Below are 15412 nucleotides of genomic sequence, written 5' to 3'. Positions count from 1 at the left end.
CTTTCGACGGCAAATCTTTCGCCGCGTTGCCGCAAGGGCAAGACTTGCACGCTCACCAAGGGAGGCAATACATAGGGTGTAGCGGCCGCAGCGGAGGGCGCCCTTGCCAATTCAGGGGCGAGTGCGGCACGGATGAACAAGACTTGTCCAGGGAGGAACGGTTGGCAAAAGCATCAAGGACGACGGCGCCGGTGAAAGCGGGAGCCAAGGCGCCGTCGAAAGCAGCCGGTACTGCCAAGCCGAAAGCACCCGTTGCCAAAGCCGCCAAGCCGAAGGCGGCCGCGGCACCTGTAAGGGCAAGCACAAAGCCGGCGGTGAAAGCCCCGGCCAAGGCTGCGGCCGGAAAGACGGCGCCGGGGCGTAAAGCGGGTGCGGCAAAGCCCGCTGCCAGGCCGGCCTCGAAGGCCGCGGCGGCGGTGAAGGCCCCACCGGCGGCAAAGCCGGCCGACGCCACCGCCAACCGATTGCCGAAAGCGCTGACGGCACTGGCCGCCGGCTTGCCGGAAAAGCCGTGGCTCAAGAGCTATCCGAAAAACGTGCAGGCCGAGATCGGCGCCCTGCCCTACAGCTCGATCGGCGATTTCCTCGTCGCCGCCTGCAAGCAGTTTTCCGCGCAGCCGGCCTTCACCTGCATGGACAAGTCCATCAGCTACACCGATGTCGAGCGGCTGTCGGCGGCCTTCGGCGCCTACCTGCAATCGAAGGGCCTGCAGAAAGGCGCGCGCGTCGCGCTGATGATGCCCAACGTGCTGCAATATCCGGTGGCGATGATGGCGATCTTGCGAGCGGGTTATGTGGTGGTGAACATCAATCCGCTCTACACGCCGCGCGAGCTCGAACACCAGCTGAAGGATTCCGGGGCGCAAGCCATCGTCATCCTGGAGAACTTCGCGAACACCTTGCAGGCGGTGATCGCCAGGACCGCAGTCAAGCATGTGGTGGTCGCCGCGATGGGCGACATGCTCGGCGGACTGAAGGGCACAATCGTCAATTTCGTCGTGCGCCGCGTGAAGAAAATGGTGCCGGCATGGTCGCTGCCCGGGCACGTCAAGTTCAATGCGGCCATGAAGGCCGGCGCCGGTTTGGGCTTCAAGCCGGCCAAGGTGGAAGCCGACGATGTCGCCTTCCTGCAATATACGGGCGGCACCACGGGCGTCTCGAAGGGCGCCACGCTGCTGCACAGCAACGTGCTCGCCAACGTCGCGCAGAACGCGCAGTGGATGGAGGACGCCTACACGATCAAGCCGAAACCCGCGCATCCCAACTTCATCTGCGCGCTGCCGCTCTATCATATCTTCGCGCTGACGGTGAACGCGCTGATGGGCATGCAGCAGGGCGCCCGCAATGTGCTCATTCCCAATCCGCGCGACATCCCAGGCTTCGTCAAGGAATTGCAGAAATATCCGGTGCACATCTTTCCCGGCCTCAACACGCTGTTCAACGCGCTGCTCAACAATGAGGATTTCCGCAAGCTCGACTTCAAGCCGCTGGTGCTGACGCTGGGCGGCGGCATGGCGGTGCAGAAGGGCGTCGCCGAACGCTGGAAGGCGCTGACCGGATGTTCGGTCACCGAAGGCTACGGCCTCTCGGAAACCTCGCCGGTGGCCACCGCCAACAAGTTCACCGCCGGCGACTTCACCGGCACCATCGGCTTGCCGCTGCCCTCGACGGAGATCGCCATCCGCGACGAAGACGGCAACAATTTGCCGCTCGGCGAGGTCGGCGAAGTCTGCATCCGGGGGCCGCAAGTGATGGCGGGCTACTGGAACCGGCCGGATGAGACCGCCAAGGTGATGACCAAGGACGGCTACTTCAAATCCGGCGACATGGGCTTCATGGACGAACGCGGCTACACCAAGATCGTCGACCGCAAGAAGGACATGATCCTGGTCTCGGGCTTCAACGTCTATCCCAACGAGCTCGAGGAAGTCGTGGCGATGCATCCGGGTGTGCTCGAAGTGGCGGCGATCGGCGTCCCGGACGAGCATTCGGGCGAGGTGCCGAAACTGTTCGTGGTCAGGAAGGATCCGGCGCTGACCGCCGAGGCACTGACCGCCTTTTGCCGCGAGAACCTGACCGGCTACAAGCGGCCCAGATACATCGAATTCCGCACCGAACTGCCGAAGACGCCGGTCGGCAAGATCCTGCGGCGAGCGCTGCGCGAATGATTGCAGCCGTCGGCGCGGATGCCGTAGATGCACCTTGCCGTCCTGACCCGGCAGAGTTCATCAGGACGAACATGCGCCTCGCCCCGGTGCCGTCGGTGCCTGAGATCCAGCTTTTTACACCGCACCCGGCCAGTGGCCTGAGACGGCTTACCGATACGCACCAAAGCGCTGACGACGATGACGACACGATCGAGGCGGACAACAATGGACCTGAGCCGCAGCCGCCTTACTGGGCTTATGTGTGGGCCGGCGGCGCGGTGCTTGCGCGCCATATACTGGATCATCCGCAAACGGTAGCCGGTCGCCGCGTGCTCGACCTTGGTGCCGGCTCCGGCCTTGTCGGCATCGCCGCAGCCAAGGCAGGTTCGCGCGAAGTGATCGCCGCCGAGATCGACCGTAACGGCGTTGCCGCGATCGGCCTCAACGCCGCGGCCAACGGCGTCGAGATCGCCATTGTCGACAAGGACATTACCACGGGTCCCCCGCCGGCGGTCGAGCTCGTGCTTGCCGGCGACGTGTTCTACGGCCCAGAGGTCGCTCTGCGGGTTATCCCGTTCCTCGACCGCTGCCTGGCGGCCGGCATCGAGGTGCTGGTCGGAGATCCCCGCCGCAACGACCTGCCGCTGTCCCGGCTGCAGTTGGTCGCCGAATACCGGGTGCCGGATTTCGGCGACGCGAAGGGTGCCGCGACGAGGCTTAGCGGCGTCTTTTCGTTTGAGGAGGGAGCGCGCTGACGCCACAGAGCAAGCCTAAATTCTACTCATTGTGGACAAACATCGAGGGCAGAAAATAGATTCGACTAGCCGTTGGTCGGAGAAGTCGAGTGGCGTGGATTAAAGTTGTTCAACGTATCGGTTTCACAGTTTGCCCAAAATGCGAAAATCGGGGCTTCGATCTTCAGCCAGGCGAAGACATCGACAGCGCAAAGCGCCAAGATCAGGTGCGGCAAATGCGGGTACGTTTGTTCTGCTGATGAGTGGCCCATTGTGTCCGAAAACAAACCAGAAGCTCGATAGTTTCCATGGACTGCTCCCCCATCTCGGCCATTGGCAGAAAATCCCGAGGTGAATCGAGTTTGACCTAGCCTTTCCCGTCAGATCGTCTCCCTGACCCGCGCCGAGAGAAAATCCGGCAGGTCGGCGACCGAATCCAGAACCACATCGGCAATGCCGGCCAGCGATTCGCGGGTGCCGGTGCCGGAGAGCACGCCGATCGCCAGCCCGCAGCCGCCGGCACGCGCCATTTCGAGGTCGTGCCTGTTGTCGCCGACCATAGCGATTTCCGCCGGTTTGAGGCCGGTGAGATCGCTGAAGGCCTGGATCGTGTCGGGGGCGGGCTTCGGATTGGCCACCGCGTCGTAGCCATAGGCCGCGTCGAACAATTGAGCGACGCCGAGCGTAACCAGCGTCTTTTCCGCGCCGCTGGTCGAATCGTTGGTGGCGACGCCAAGCCGGTAGGATTTGCTGTGCAGTGCCGTCAGCGTATCGACGATGCCCGGCAGCGCCACAGCCATCGCCGAGCCCTGTACGGAGGTGATCTCGTTGAAGCGGGCAACCGCAAGCATCTGATCCTCGTTGGACAGGCGTGGGAACCACAATTCGACGACGTCGAGATTGGTGCCGGAGGCAAAGATGGAGTCCGGCTTGAAACGCTTGTTGGCGAAATCGAAGCCGGCAGCGGCCAGCAGCCTGTCGGCTTTCCAGCGATCGCCTTCCGACGCATCCATGGCCATGAAGTCGGCAACGCCGAGCCAGGTGGCGTTGAAGTCGACAAGCGTGCCGTCCTTGTCGAACAATATTCCCTTGATGTCTGCCAAGCTTTTCACTCCGAGCCACGCAAATGCTGGATGAATCCCACAAGGCCAGCGGTCGATGCATCCCGATTGGCGGCACTTTCCTTGCCCTCCACGACAGGCAACAGGCCGGTGGCCAGTTCCTTGCCGAGTTCGACGCCCCACTGATCGAAGGAGTTGATGTTGAACAGCGTGCCCTCGACGAAGACGCGGTGCTCGTAGAGCGCGATCAGCCGGCCGAAGGTGCGCGGGTCGAGCTTTCTGTAGAGGATGGTGACCGAGGGACGGTTACCCGAGAAGACGCGGTGCGGCGCGATCTTGTCGACCTCGGCCGGCTTCATGCCCTTGGCCAGCATCTGGGCGCGCGCCTCGTCCAGCGTGCGGCCCTTCATCAGCGCTTCCGACTGCGCCAGGCAGTTGGCGAGCAGCAGATCATGCTGGTGCTTGAGATCGGGCTCGTGACCGATGGCCGCGGCAAGGAACTCGACCGGAATGAAATCGGTGCCCTGGTGCAGCAGCTGGAAGAAGGCATGCTGGCCGTTGGTGCCGGGCTCACCCCAGACCAGCGGTCCGGTCGGCGTCGTCACCGCCGTGCCTTCGAGGGTGACGCTCTTGCCGTTCGATTCCATGTCAAGCTGCTGCAAATAGGCCGGCAGCCTGGACAGGCGCTGGTCGTAAGGGATGACGGCGCGCGCCGGGTAACCGCAGATCACGCGATGCCACCAGCCGACCAGTCCCAGCAGTGCCGGCAGGTTCTCCTGCACCGGCGCGGTGCGGAAATGCTCGTCCATCTCATGCGCGCCATCAAGGAAGGCGCGAAAATTCCGCGGGCCGACAGCGATCATCACCGGCAGGCCGATGGCGCCCCAGAGCGAATAGCGGCCACCGACCCAGTCCCAGAAGCCGAAGACGCGATCGGGCGCGATGCCGAACTTGGCCACCAGGTCGAGCGCGGTCGAGACGGCGGCGAAATGCTTGCCGACCGCTTCCTTGCCGAGCGCCTTCTCCACCCAGTCGCGCGCCGTCTGCGCATTGGTCATCGTCTCGACGGTGGTGAAGGTCTTGGAAGCGATGATGAAAAGCGTGGTCTCGGCGGAGAGGCCCTTCAGCGTGTCGTGGATATGGGCGCCGTCTATGTTGGAGACGTAATGCGCGCGCGGCCCGTCATGATAGGGCGCCAGCGCCAGCGTCGCCATGGCCGGGCCGAGATCGGAACCGCCGATGCCGATGTTGACGATGTCGGTGATCTTCTTGCCGGTGGCGCCGGCCGCCTTGCCCGAGCGCACGGCATCGGCAAAGGCGCCCATGGCGTCGAGCACGGCGATGACGTCCGCCTTGACGTCCTGGCCATCGACGGTGACGCCCTTGCCGGTCAGGTTGCGCAGCGCCGTGTGCAGCACGGCACGGTCCTCGGTGACGTTGATCTTCTTGCCCGCGAACATGGCGGCGCGGCGGCCTTCGAGATCGGCGGCCTGCGCGAGCTTTTCCAGCAGCTCCATGGTGGTCGCGTCGACCGCGCACTTCGACCAGTCGAGCAGCAGATCGCCGTCGGTGGCGGAGAATTCCACGAACCGCTTGGGATCGGCGGCGAAGGTCTGGCGCATGCTGGCGGGCGCCGCCGCGCGGTGATCGCGCAAGGCGGCGAGCTGTTTTTGAAAGGACGATTGATCCACTGCCAAACTCCGAGACCTCGAGCCATCATTACGGACCGGATGTTTCCGGCGCGTGTCGTCGCGACAATCTATCGGGCCGAACTCCATCCGTATCAATGCGCAGCGATGACGCACACCCTCACGCCGCCATGACGCACGATGTCATCGCCGGGATGAAGCGCCGCGTCACCCCACGATGCCGCAACGCGGCATCAAAAGGACGTGAAGGATCACTGGCATAAATCCCAACGATCAGAAAAATTGATTGGCGCAACCCCTTGTGCCACGGTTACGTTCGGCTGGTCCAGCCAAACGAAAAAGGCTGGCCATCGAGGAAATCTCCCATGCCACAGCGAAACGACACGGCGATATGGTCCGGCCTGTTCCGGATTTCGGCCGAATCCGGCCAAACCCTGCAGGCGCAGATCCGCCAGGCCATCGTAGCCGCCATTCTCGACCGCCAGATCGCCGCTTCGATGCCGCTCCCTTCCTGCCGCATCCTGGCCGAAAAACTCGGCGTGGCGCGCGGAACCGTGGTGCTGGCGTTCCAGCAGCTCGTCGACCAGGGTTTCCTGGTGGCGCGCGAACGGCGTGGCCATTTCGTCAATCCCGATGTGCTGGCGACACCGGCCAAGCCGCACCAGAAGGCGCCCGACCAGGCCAATGAGATCGACTGGAAGGCACGCCGCAAGATCGCCGCAAGCGACATGCCGCCGCCGGCCAAGCACGAGAACTGGATCAAGTCGTCCTATCCTTTCGTCTACGGGCAGTTCGACCCGGCGCTGTTCCCGACCGCTGAATGGCGCGAGTGCAACCGCATGGCGCTTGCCGTGCTGGAAATCCGCAACTGGGCATCCGACATGGTCGACCGTGACGATCCGCTGCTGATCGAGCAGATCCAGGCGCGGCTCCTGCCCCGGCGCGGCATCTTCGCCAATCCCGACGAGATCATCGTCACGCTGGGCGCCCAGAACGCGCTCTACATGCTGGCGACGCTGCTGATGTCCAAGGGCTCCAAGGTGGCGATGGAGGACCCCGGTTACCCCGACGCGCGCTCGATCTTCCGCCTTGCGGGCGCAGAGATACAGCCGGTGCCGGTCGACCAGTCCGGCATCGTAACTGCTTCTATTCCCAATGATTCCGGCTTCGTCTTCGTCACGCCCAGCCATCATTGCCCGACCATGGTGCCGTTGTCGGCGGAACGGCGGCAGGATCTTCTGGCGCGCGCCAACCGCTACAACCAGATCATCATCGAGGACGGCTATGACAGCCAGCTTCTCGACGAGGCACCGCAGCAAGCGCTGAAGAGCCTCGATCGTTCCGGCCGCGTGGTCTATGTCGGCTCTATGTCCAAGACGTTGGCTCCCGGCCTGCGGCTCGGCTACATCGTGGCGTCCGCCGGACTGATCGCGGAGCTCCGGGCGCTGCGCCGCTTCATGCTGCGTCATCCGCCGGCCAACAATCAGCGCGCCGTCGCACTGTTCCTGTCGCTCGGCCACCACGAGGCGCTGGTGCGGCGGCTGTCGTCAGCCTTCGACGAGCGGCGCAAGCGGCTGGTCCATGCGATTTCCGCCTTCCTGCCGGAATGGCGTTCGACCGATTCGGCCGGCGGTACGTCGCTGTGGCTCGAAGGGCCGCGCGGCACCGATTCGCGCGGGCTTGCCGAGGCAGCGGCCTCGCGCAGCGTCATCATCGAGCCAGGCGACCGCTTCTTCGATCGCACTGAAAAGCCTTCGCGTTTCATGCGGCTGGGCATCTCGTCGATCGCGCTACAGCACATCGAGCCAGGCATCCGCGAACTGGCCACGGCCGCCGGACGCAGACCCGCGGCCGCCTGATCCATCATCGACCTCTCGTGACCGGAGCCGCTCGCAGCGGCTCCGGTATTTTAGTTCTGGCACATGGAACTGAGCCAGCTGGCCCATAGGATGGGCCAGTGCCGGCGGCATAGTCGGCGTCATCAGGGGAAGAAGCAGGCCGATGGTGGACCAACCGCCACGAGTTCCTGCCGACGAAGTTGGAGTGCTCCATGCCAGTGGCTGTCGAACAGCAGGACACGCCGGCGAACCGTCGTCCACAACGCTCCGGTCTTCGCGAAACAGGACATGCCATGCGATCATCTCCCCTGGTGGAGGATACCAGACCACAGCACAAGGCCATCGAGGGCGGCGGCTACGGGCCGCTTCGCGGGGATGACCGCGAGCGTATCCACGAAGGCGTACTGACGCTTCTGGAGACAGTGGGTTTCGCCAACGCCATTCCTTCCTGCATAAAGGTGCTGACCAAGGTGGGGGCGATCCATGGCGACGATGGCCGGGTCCGCTTTCCGCGCGCGCTCGTGCTCGACACCATCAAGCGGGCGGCACGACATTTCACGCTTCATGGCCAGGACCCCAGGCACGACATGGTGGTCCAGGGCAAGCGCGTGCACTACGGCACGGCAGGCATCGCCGTGCACCTGGTGGATCTGGAGAAGCGTGAGTACCGCGAATCCAAGCTGCAGGATATTTATGATGCCGCCCGCATCGTCGACGGGCTGGACAACATTCATTTCTTCCAGCGGCCGATGGTGGCGCGCGACATCGCCGATCCGCTCGAGATGGATTTCAACACGCTTTATGCCTGTGTGATGGGAACATCGAAGCACGTCGGAACATCCTTCACGGTGCGTGAGAACGTGAAGCCTGCACTTGAAATGCTGTACGCCATCGCCGGAGGCGAGGAGAATTTCCGCGCCCGGCCATTCGTTTCCAACTCCAATTCATTCGTCGTGCCGCCGATGAGGTTCGCCGAGGATGCGTGCGGCGTGCTTGAGGCCTGCGTCGAAGGCGGCATCCCGATCCTGCTGCTGTCGACCGGCCAGTCCGGCACGACGGCACCCGCGGCGATGGCCGGCGCCGTCGTGCAGGCAGTGGCCGAAGTGCTGGCCGGCCTGGTCTATGTCAACGCGCTCAAGCCCGGCCATCCGGCGATCTTCGGCGCATGGCCGTTCATGTCCGACCTGCGCACCGGCGCCATGGCCGGCGGGTCGGCCGAGCAGTCGGTGGCAACGGCGGCCTGTGCCCAGATGGCGCAATTCTACGACCTGCCCGGTGGCTCCGCCGCCGGCATGACGGATTCGAAATTGCCCGACATTCAGTCCGGCTACGAAAAGGGCATCACCAATGTGATGGCCGGCCTCTCCGGCCTCAACCTCGTCTATGAGGCGGCCGGCATGCATGCCTCGCTGCTCGGCTTCTGCCTGGAGAGCCTGGTCATCGACAACGACATGCTCGGTCATTGCCTGGGCTGCGCGCGTGGCATCGACGTGACTGACGAGGCCCTGTCGATCGACAGCATCGCGGAGGTCTGCCTCAAGGGTCCGGGCCACTATCTCGACAACGAACAAACGCTCAAGCTGATGCAGACCGAGCACTTCTATCCTGCCCTCGGCGATCGTTCCTCGCCGAAGGAATGGAACGAAAAAGGCCGGCCTGATATATTGCTGCGTGCGATCACCGAGAAGAAGCGCATTCTTGCCGAACGATTTCCGCGCCATGTGCCAAAACAGGTCGACGACAGATTGCGTGCCCGTTTCGGCAACCTGATCCACCTGCCGCGCACGCATATGGGCGGCTGACCGGAGACAAGTCTCGTGCAGCCATACAGCCATACACGACCAACCATCGGGCAGAACGACAAATGAGTGTGCATCCTATCCAGCAAGCCCCCACCGACGGCGACGCGATCGATCGGCTGGTGGCATCTCATCGGCCAGGCCACGGCCTGGTGCGTGCCTTCTATCATGACCCGGCGATCTTCGAGCGCGACATGGAACGGGTCTTTCGCCGCCACTGGCATTGCCTGGCCCACGCCAGCGTTATCCCGAACCCCGGCGATTTCGAGCTGTTCAAACTGGGCGACGAGGCGGTCATCCTGACACGCGGCATGGATGGCACCGTGCATGCCATGCTCAACGTCTGTCGCCACCGCGGCGCCGAGGTCTGCACCAAGCAGAAGGGCAACGCGAAGATGTTCGTGTGCCCCTACCACGCCTGGGCCTATTCCAATGACGGATCGTTGCGCGCTGCCCGCCTGATGCCGAAGGATTTCGACCGCACGGCGCACGGCCTGAAGAAGCTTCATGCCCGCGTCGCATCCGGTCTGGTCTTCATTTCCTTCGCCGAGACGCCGCTCGATTTCGATCCTATCGAACAGTCGCTGCGAACGAGCTGCGGCCAGTATGGCTGGGGCGACGCCAAGGTTGCGTATCGTCAGTCCTATCCGCTCGACGCCAACTGGAAGCTCGCCGTCGAGAACTATGTCGAATGTTACCATTGCGGGCCGGCGCATCCGGAATATTCGCAGACGCATGCGCTGGAAAAGCCGGCAGAAATGATCGAGCAGCTCAATGCGGCGATGGAGCAACGCACCTGCGCGCTCGGCATCGAGATCGGCAGCGCCAACCGCTGGCAGAACTCGGCGGCCGGCCAGGAAGCAATCCACACCTTCCGCTATGCGCTCTATGACGGCGTTTCGAGCGGCAGCCAGGATGGATCGCCGGTGGCCCCGCTGATGGGACGCTTCTCCGACTATGACGGTGGCGTCACTTCCATCCATCTCGGCGGCACGACCTTCCTCGTATGCTATCCCGATCACGGCATGATCTACCGCTTCATCCCGAAAACGGCTGGCACCTGCGAGATGGAGCTGATCTGGCTGGTGCGCGGCGACGCGGTCGAGGGCCAGGATTACGATCTGGAGAAGCTGACCTGGCTGTGGAAGATCACCACCGAAGAGGACAAGAAGATCATCGAGCACACCGCGCGCGGCGTGCGCTCGCACTATTTCGTGCCCGGACCTATCGCGCCGATGGAATACAACGAACTGCGCTACATCGGCTGGTATCTCGAGGAGATCAGCCGGGCCTGAACGGCTCGGCTGCCTTAGAGCATTCACCGTTTCACGGAAACGGCGATCTGCTCTAACTCTTTGTTTTGACGCAATTCTAGACGGAAAACCGCTCACACTTTTCCTAGAATTGCTCTAGGAGAATCAGGCAGATCTTGCCTTTCGCGTCATTCCGCGCTGAGCCCGTATCGGTCGACGACTTCGGGGTTGATGAGCTTGGCATGCAGCGTCATCAGCACGATCTGCGCGTCGAGGCTGTCACCGGCTTCAAGCGCCGCCTCGATGCGGCGCTCGGCTCCCAGCGCCCGCTCATGGCCATTGGCTTGCTCGAAGGTTTCGGGACCCGCGATGCAATAGCTGCATAATTGTGCCACCGACGCATAGGTGCCCGGTGGCGGCTCGTCGGGCCAGCGATCCTTCATGAGATTGACGAGGGTAAGCTTCACGCCCTCCGGCACAAGGGCTGGATGCAGATCGGCGCCGCGCAATGCATCGTCGAGCTGCCTCAAGTCGCCCGAACGGCCGAACACTCCGAGGAAGCCGAGGGAAGATCGCCGTCCGGCCATGATGTTTCCTTCCATTTCCAGCCCACTTAGGTGGTGGGCAAGCGGATTGCAAAGGCGGTGCTGTCTAACCAGCCGCCGCCAGCAAGATCCCTGCAAGGGCGGATAGCGCGAGTGTCGGCAGCATGCCGACTTTCAGCTTCAGGATGGCGACCATGGCGGCCACGGAAAGCAAGGCCGCGCGCCAGTCGATCGACGAAGGCACCGGCACGTTCATGCCAAGGCCCGTCGCGTGCACCTCACGGAAGATGACGTGCAAGGCAAACCATAGGGCCAGATTCATAATTACCCCGACAACGGCGGCGGTGATCGCGCCCAGTGCGGCCGACAGTGCCTTGTTGCCGCGCAAGGCCTCGATGTAGGGCGCACCGAGGAATATCCAGAAGAAGCAAGGCGTGAACGTCACCCACAGAGTGAGCAAAGCCCCCAGCGATCCGGCAACCAACGGGTCCAGCGAGCCGGAATGGCGGAACGCGGCGATGAAGCCGACGAACTGCAGCACCAGGATGAGCGGCCCTGGCGTCGTTTCGGCGAGCCCAAGGCCATCGACCATTTCACCCGGCGCCAGCCAGCCGAAGGACTGGACGGCTGCCTGTGCGACATAAGCGAGGACCGCATAGGCGCCACCGAAGGTGACGACAGCCATGAGACTGAAGAACCGGCCTATCTCGGTCCAGACGCTTGCAGAGCCGGTGAACCACCAGATCAAAAGAACAGGCCCGAGCCAGAGCGGCAGCCAGATGGCGACGGTGCGCGGTGCATGCCATCTGGTCGGTTTGACATGGGCCAGTTCGCCACGCTCGAACATCAGGTCGACCGCTCCCTTGAAGTCGGCAACATCGTCCTTGCCATGGGCCGAGCCGGAAAACAGGGCGGGAGCAATGCGATCCCCCAGCCATCCCGTCAGGCCGGCTAGCAGGACGATGAGCGGAAAGGGCACATTCAACGCATAGATGGCGATGAACGCCGCGACCGCGATCGACACCATGACCCGGTTCTTGAGGGCACGCCGGCTGATCCGGACCACCGCCTCGACGACGATGGCAAGCACAGCCGCCTTGACCCCGAAAAATAGCGCCGCGACAAGCGGCACGTCGCCATAGAGGACGTAGAGGCTGCTCAAGGCGAGCATGACGAGCGCGCCCGGCAAGACGAACAGGATGCCGGCGACAAGGCCGCCGGCCGTCCTGTGCAGCAGCCAACCGATGTAGATGGCGAGTTGCTGGGCTTCCGGGCCAGGCAGCAGCATGCAGTAGTTCAGCGCGTGCAGGAAACGCCGCTCACCGATCCAGCGCCGCTCCTCGACCAGTTCCTTGTGCATCAGCGCGATCTGCCCGGCCGGACCGCCAAAGCTGAGCAATCCGATTTTCGCCCAGACCTTCACGGCCTCGGTGAAGGTCGGTGCAGCCGGCACCGGGACGGTTCCCGCCTTATTGTCCGGGACAAGAGCGGTCACGACGGCTTACCCGCAGCCGGCCAGTTGTGCGTTTCTTCGGTGGCGTCGCGACACCAGCGGAAGAACGCGTCGTAGAGCAGCATGCCTGCTTCCAGTTGTTCCAGATCGTCGCGGTACATACGCGACAAACCAAGCGAGGCAGCCAGAAAGCCGGCCGCCTGAGGCACCAGGTCGAGGCTTGCAGTGTCGGCCGCCCGCACGATTGCAGCGAGGCGATCGAGCGCCACGGATTCCAGCCCGAACTCCTCGATCATCGTGTCGAAGGTGCAGCGCTCGCCGCGATGGCTCCAAAACACATTGTCGATGTCGAACGGCACGGCCTGAAAGCGGTCGGCAACAGCCAACACTTCAGCGGGTTCGACGAACAGGAACACCGCGTCGGGGTCGACGAAACGCCGGATCAGCCACGGGCAAGCGATGCGGTCGACCTTCGGGCGCGATCGCGTCACCCAGACGGTGGCGCCCTTTTCATTGCGTGGCGGCATCTTGGCGGTGCGGGCCAAAAGCCCTCCGGCATCGCGCCAGGCATCAAACCCGCCTTCGAGAGATTCAGCTGATATCCCCTCATGGCGCAGCCATGCGGCCACGCCTTGCGAGAGCTTTTGCCCCCTCTGGCAAACGACGGCCACCGGCTTGCCGGCGAACGTGGCCGCCCAGGTTGAAACGGTTTTGAAATCGCGACGGCACGACGCCGGCAACAGCCGCGGATCGGCGTCGAAATCTTCATCTATGCGAACATCGACAATGACTGGGGCGCCCGGCAGACCTATGAGCCGGGACAATTGCGGTACGGTGATAGCGGTTGTTGACGGCATGGCGTCCACCTCCTGAAAAGAGAAGCTTGGACGCGAACGTTGGGCTGACGCCTCACGGGGTCGTCGCGATGCACCCCTTGTCATGATGGTGGATTTGTTGGGCGCGCTTGTCAAGGACGGTGGCCGTTCTCGACCTACCCGGCCGCGATGCAACACGCTGACCGGAAAACCGACGGCGGCCTGATTTGATCAAGCCGCCATCCGTCGATCCAGAATCAATGATTGTCCCTGGGGACACCGCTGGTGTGCGCGACATCCTGGTATTTCACCGCCGGCTTCAGCACCATTCCCTCCGAAAACTGCGCGACCATACCGCGCTGGATCTCCTGCCAGGGCGTCTGGTGCTCGGGATAGTGGAAGCCGCCATTGTTCTGCAGTTCGGCGCGGCGCCGGGTGATCTCGTCGTCGGTGACGAGGATGTCGGCCGTGCCCTTGCGCAAGTCGATGCGGACCCGGTCGCCCGTCTTGAGCAGCGCCAGTCCGCCGCCGATCGCCGCTTCCGGCGAGGCGTTGAGGATCGACGGCGAACCCGACGTGCCCGACTGGCGGCCGTCCCCGATGCAGGCGAGCGCGTGGATGCCCTTCTTGATGAGATAGGCCGGCGGCTGCATGTTGACGACCTCGGCACCGCCGGGATAGCCGACCGGGCCGGCGCCGCGCATGAACAGGATGGTGTGTTCGTCGATGCCTTGCGCCGGGTCGTCGATGCGGGCGTGGTAATCCTCCGGCCCGTCGAAAACCATGGCGTTGCCTTCGAAAGCCTCGGGATCCCTAGGATTGGACAGATAGCGCTCGCGAAACTCGGGCGAGATGCCGCTGGTCTTCATGATCGCCGAATCGAACAGATTGCCCCGAAGATTGATGAAGCCGGCATTGGCCTTCAGCGGCTTGGCGACAGAGCGGATGACGTCGGGGTTTTCGTTGGCGACGCCCTCGCTATTCTCGCCGATCGACTTGCCGTTGACGGTGCGTGCGCCGGGATGCGGCAACAGGTCGCCCTTCATCAGTTCGGCAATGACCGCCGGCACGCCGCCGGCATGATGGTAGTCCTCGCCAAGATATTCGCCCGTCGGCTGCAAATTGACCAGCAGCGGCACATTGAGGCCGACCGTCTGCCAGTCGTCATTGTCGAGCTTGACCCCAAGGTGGCGGGCGATGGCGTTGAGATGGATCGGCGCGTTGGTCGAGCCGCCAATGGCCGAATTGACGACGATGGCGTTCTCGAAAGCCTCTCTCGTCATGATGTCGGACGGCTTCAGATCCTCATGCACCATCTCGACGATGCGTTTTCCGGTCTCATAGGAAATCTGGCCACGCTCGCGGTAGGGCGCGGGAATGGCGGCCGAGCCCGGCAACTGCATGCCAAGCGCCTCGGCCAGCGAGTTCATCGTGGTGGCGGTGCCCATGGTGTTGCAATAGCCGGTGGACGGCGCCGACGAGGCGACGATGTCCATGAACTCGTCATAATCGATCTCGCCGGCCGACAGGCGCTGGCGTGATTCCCAGACGATGGTACCGGAGCCGGTGCGCTTGCCCTTGTGCCAGCCATTGAGCATCGGCCCGACCGACAGCGCGATCGCCGGAATGTTGACGGTGGCCGCTGCCATCAGCAGCGCCGGCGTCGTCTTGTCGCAACCGATGGTCAGCACGACGCCATCGAGCGGGTAGCCGTAAAGCACCTCGACCAGGCTGAGATAGGCAAGGTTGCGGTCGAGCGCTGCGGTCGGGCGCTTGCCGGTCTCCTGGATCGGATGGCAGGGGAACTCGAACGGAATACCGCCCATCGAGACGATGCCTTCGCGCACACGCTTGGCCAGTTCGATATGATGACGGTTGCAGGGCGACAGATCCGAGCCGGTCTGGGCGATGCCGATCAGCGGCTTGCCGGACATCAGTTCGGCGCGCGTCAGGCCGTAATTGAGATAGCGCTCGAGATAGAGAGCCGTCATGCCCGGATTGTCGGGATTGTCGAACCACTCCTGCGAGCGAAATTTTTTCTTATGGGTGGGGGCGCCTGCCATCATGGTCTCCGTATTTGTAAGACAAATCGATATGGCAACGCGCGGGAGCAGGCAA

General features: G+C 63.4%; 11 protein-coding genes. 5 read left to right on the top strand and 6 right to left on the bottom strand.

From position 1 onward, the window contains the following. Positions 1 to 161: 161 nt before the first annotated feature. Both EN990_RS11360 and EN990_RS11355 read left to right on the top strand, forming a co-directional pair. Positions 162 to 2168, top strand: a complete 2007-nt coding sequence (locus EN990_RS11360) for a long-chain fatty acid--CoA ligase (protein WP_063171132.1) — start codon at positions 162 to 164, stop codon at positions 2166 to 2168. Beyond that, the gene (locus tag EN990_RS11355; protein WP_127384956.1) at positions 2165 to 2902 is read left to right on the top strand and encodes a methyltransferase; all 738 of its coding nucleotides are present in this window, start codon (positions 2165 to 2167) and stop codon (positions 2900 to 2902) included. Before EN990_RS11360 ends, EN990_RS11355 begins: the two co-directional genes overlap by 4 nt. A gap of 359 nt (positions 2903 to 3261) precedes the next feature. Here EN990_RS11355 and EN990_RS11350 read toward each other — a convergent pair whose 3' ends face one another. Both EN990_RS11350 and pgi read right to left on the bottom strand, forming a co-directional pair. After that, a complete protein-coding gene (locus EN990_RS11350) occupies positions 3262 to 3984 on the bottom strand; it encodes an HAD family hydrolase (protein WP_063173538.1) in 723 nt (240 codons plus the stop codon). A 5-nt stretch (positions 3985 to 3989) separates the two neighbouring features. After that, a complete protein-coding gene (pgi, locus tag EN990_RS11345) occupies positions 3990 to 5633 on the bottom strand; it encodes a glucose-6-phosphate isomerase (protein ID WP_082827282.1) in 1644 nt (547 codons plus the stop codon). A gap of 323 nt (positions 5634 to 5956) precedes the next feature. Here pgi and EN990_RS11340 point away from each other — a divergent pair, with 323 nt between their 5' ends. The 3 genes from EN990_RS11340 to EN990_RS11330 all read left to right on the top strand — a co-directional run bounded on the left by EN990_RS11340 (position 5957) and on the right by EN990_RS11330 (position 10523). After that, positions 5957 to 7450 carry a PLP-dependent aminotransferase family protein gene (locus EN990_RS11340; protein ID WP_024503382.1) on the top strand — a complete coding sequence of 498 codons (1494 nt, stop codon included), beginning with the start codon at positions 5957 to 5959 and terminating at the stop codon, positions 7448 to 7450. Between the two features lie 191 nt (positions 7451 to 7641). After that, complete coding sequence (locus tag EN990_RS11335) at positions 7642 to 9231, top strand: trimethylamine methyltransferase family protein (protein WP_024503381.1); 1590 nt, start codon at positions 7642 to 7644, stop codon at positions 9229 to 9231. A 62-nt stretch (positions 9232 to 9293) separates the two neighbouring features. Further along, entirely contained in the window at positions 9294 to 10523 is a 1230-nt protein-coding gene (locus tag EN990_RS11330) for an aromatic ring-hydroxylating dioxygenase subunit alpha (RefSeq protein ID WP_063171129.1), read from the top strand. A 146-nt stretch (positions 10524 to 10669) separates the two neighbouring features. Here EN990_RS11330 and EN990_RS11325 read toward each other — a convergent pair whose 3' ends face one another. The 4 genes from EN990_RS11325 to EN990_RS11310 all read right to left on the bottom strand — a co-directional run bounded on the left by EN990_RS11325 (position 10670) and on the right by EN990_RS11310 (position 15357). Beyond that, positions 10670 to 11068 (bottom strand): hypothetical protein, encoded by a 399-nt coding sequence (locus EN990_RS11325; protein WP_082827526.1) that lies wholly within the window; start codon positions 11066 to 11068, stop codon positions 10670 to 10672. Positions 11069 to 11132: 64 nt separating this feature from the next. Continuing rightward, positions 11133 to 12521, bottom strand: coding sequence for a chromate efflux transporter (chrA, locus tag EN990_RS11320; protein ID WP_013528002.1), 1389 nt, complete (start codon positions 12519 to 12521; stop codon positions 11133 to 11135). Further along, the gene (locus tag EN990_RS11315; protein WP_127368184.1) at positions 12518 to 13336 is read right to left on the bottom strand and encodes a chromate resistance protein ChrB domain-containing protein; all 819 of its coding nucleotides are present in this window, start codon (positions 13334 to 13336) and stop codon (positions 12518 to 12520) included. The genes chrA and EN990_RS11315 overlap by 4 nt, the downstream gene beginning before the upstream one ends. A gap of 215 nt (positions 13337 to 13551) precedes the next feature. Beyond that, positions 13552 to 15357: an IlvD/Edd family dehydratase gene (locus EN990_RS11310; protein WP_013528004.1), complete on the bottom strand. Its 1806-nt coding sequence runs from the start codon at positions 15355 to 15357 to the stop codon at positions 13552 to 13554. Positions 15358 to 15412: the final 55 nt, after the last annotated feature.

The organism is Mesorhizobium sp. M7A.F.Ca.US.005.03.1.1, assembly GCF_003997975.1.
GTDB lineage: Bacteria > Pseudomonadota > Alphaproteobacteria > Rhizobiales > Rhizobiaceae > Mesorhizobium > Mesorhizobium ciceri.
Note: the sequence above shows the minus strand (reverse complement) of the source record. Positions and strands in the feature narration are given on the sequence as shown.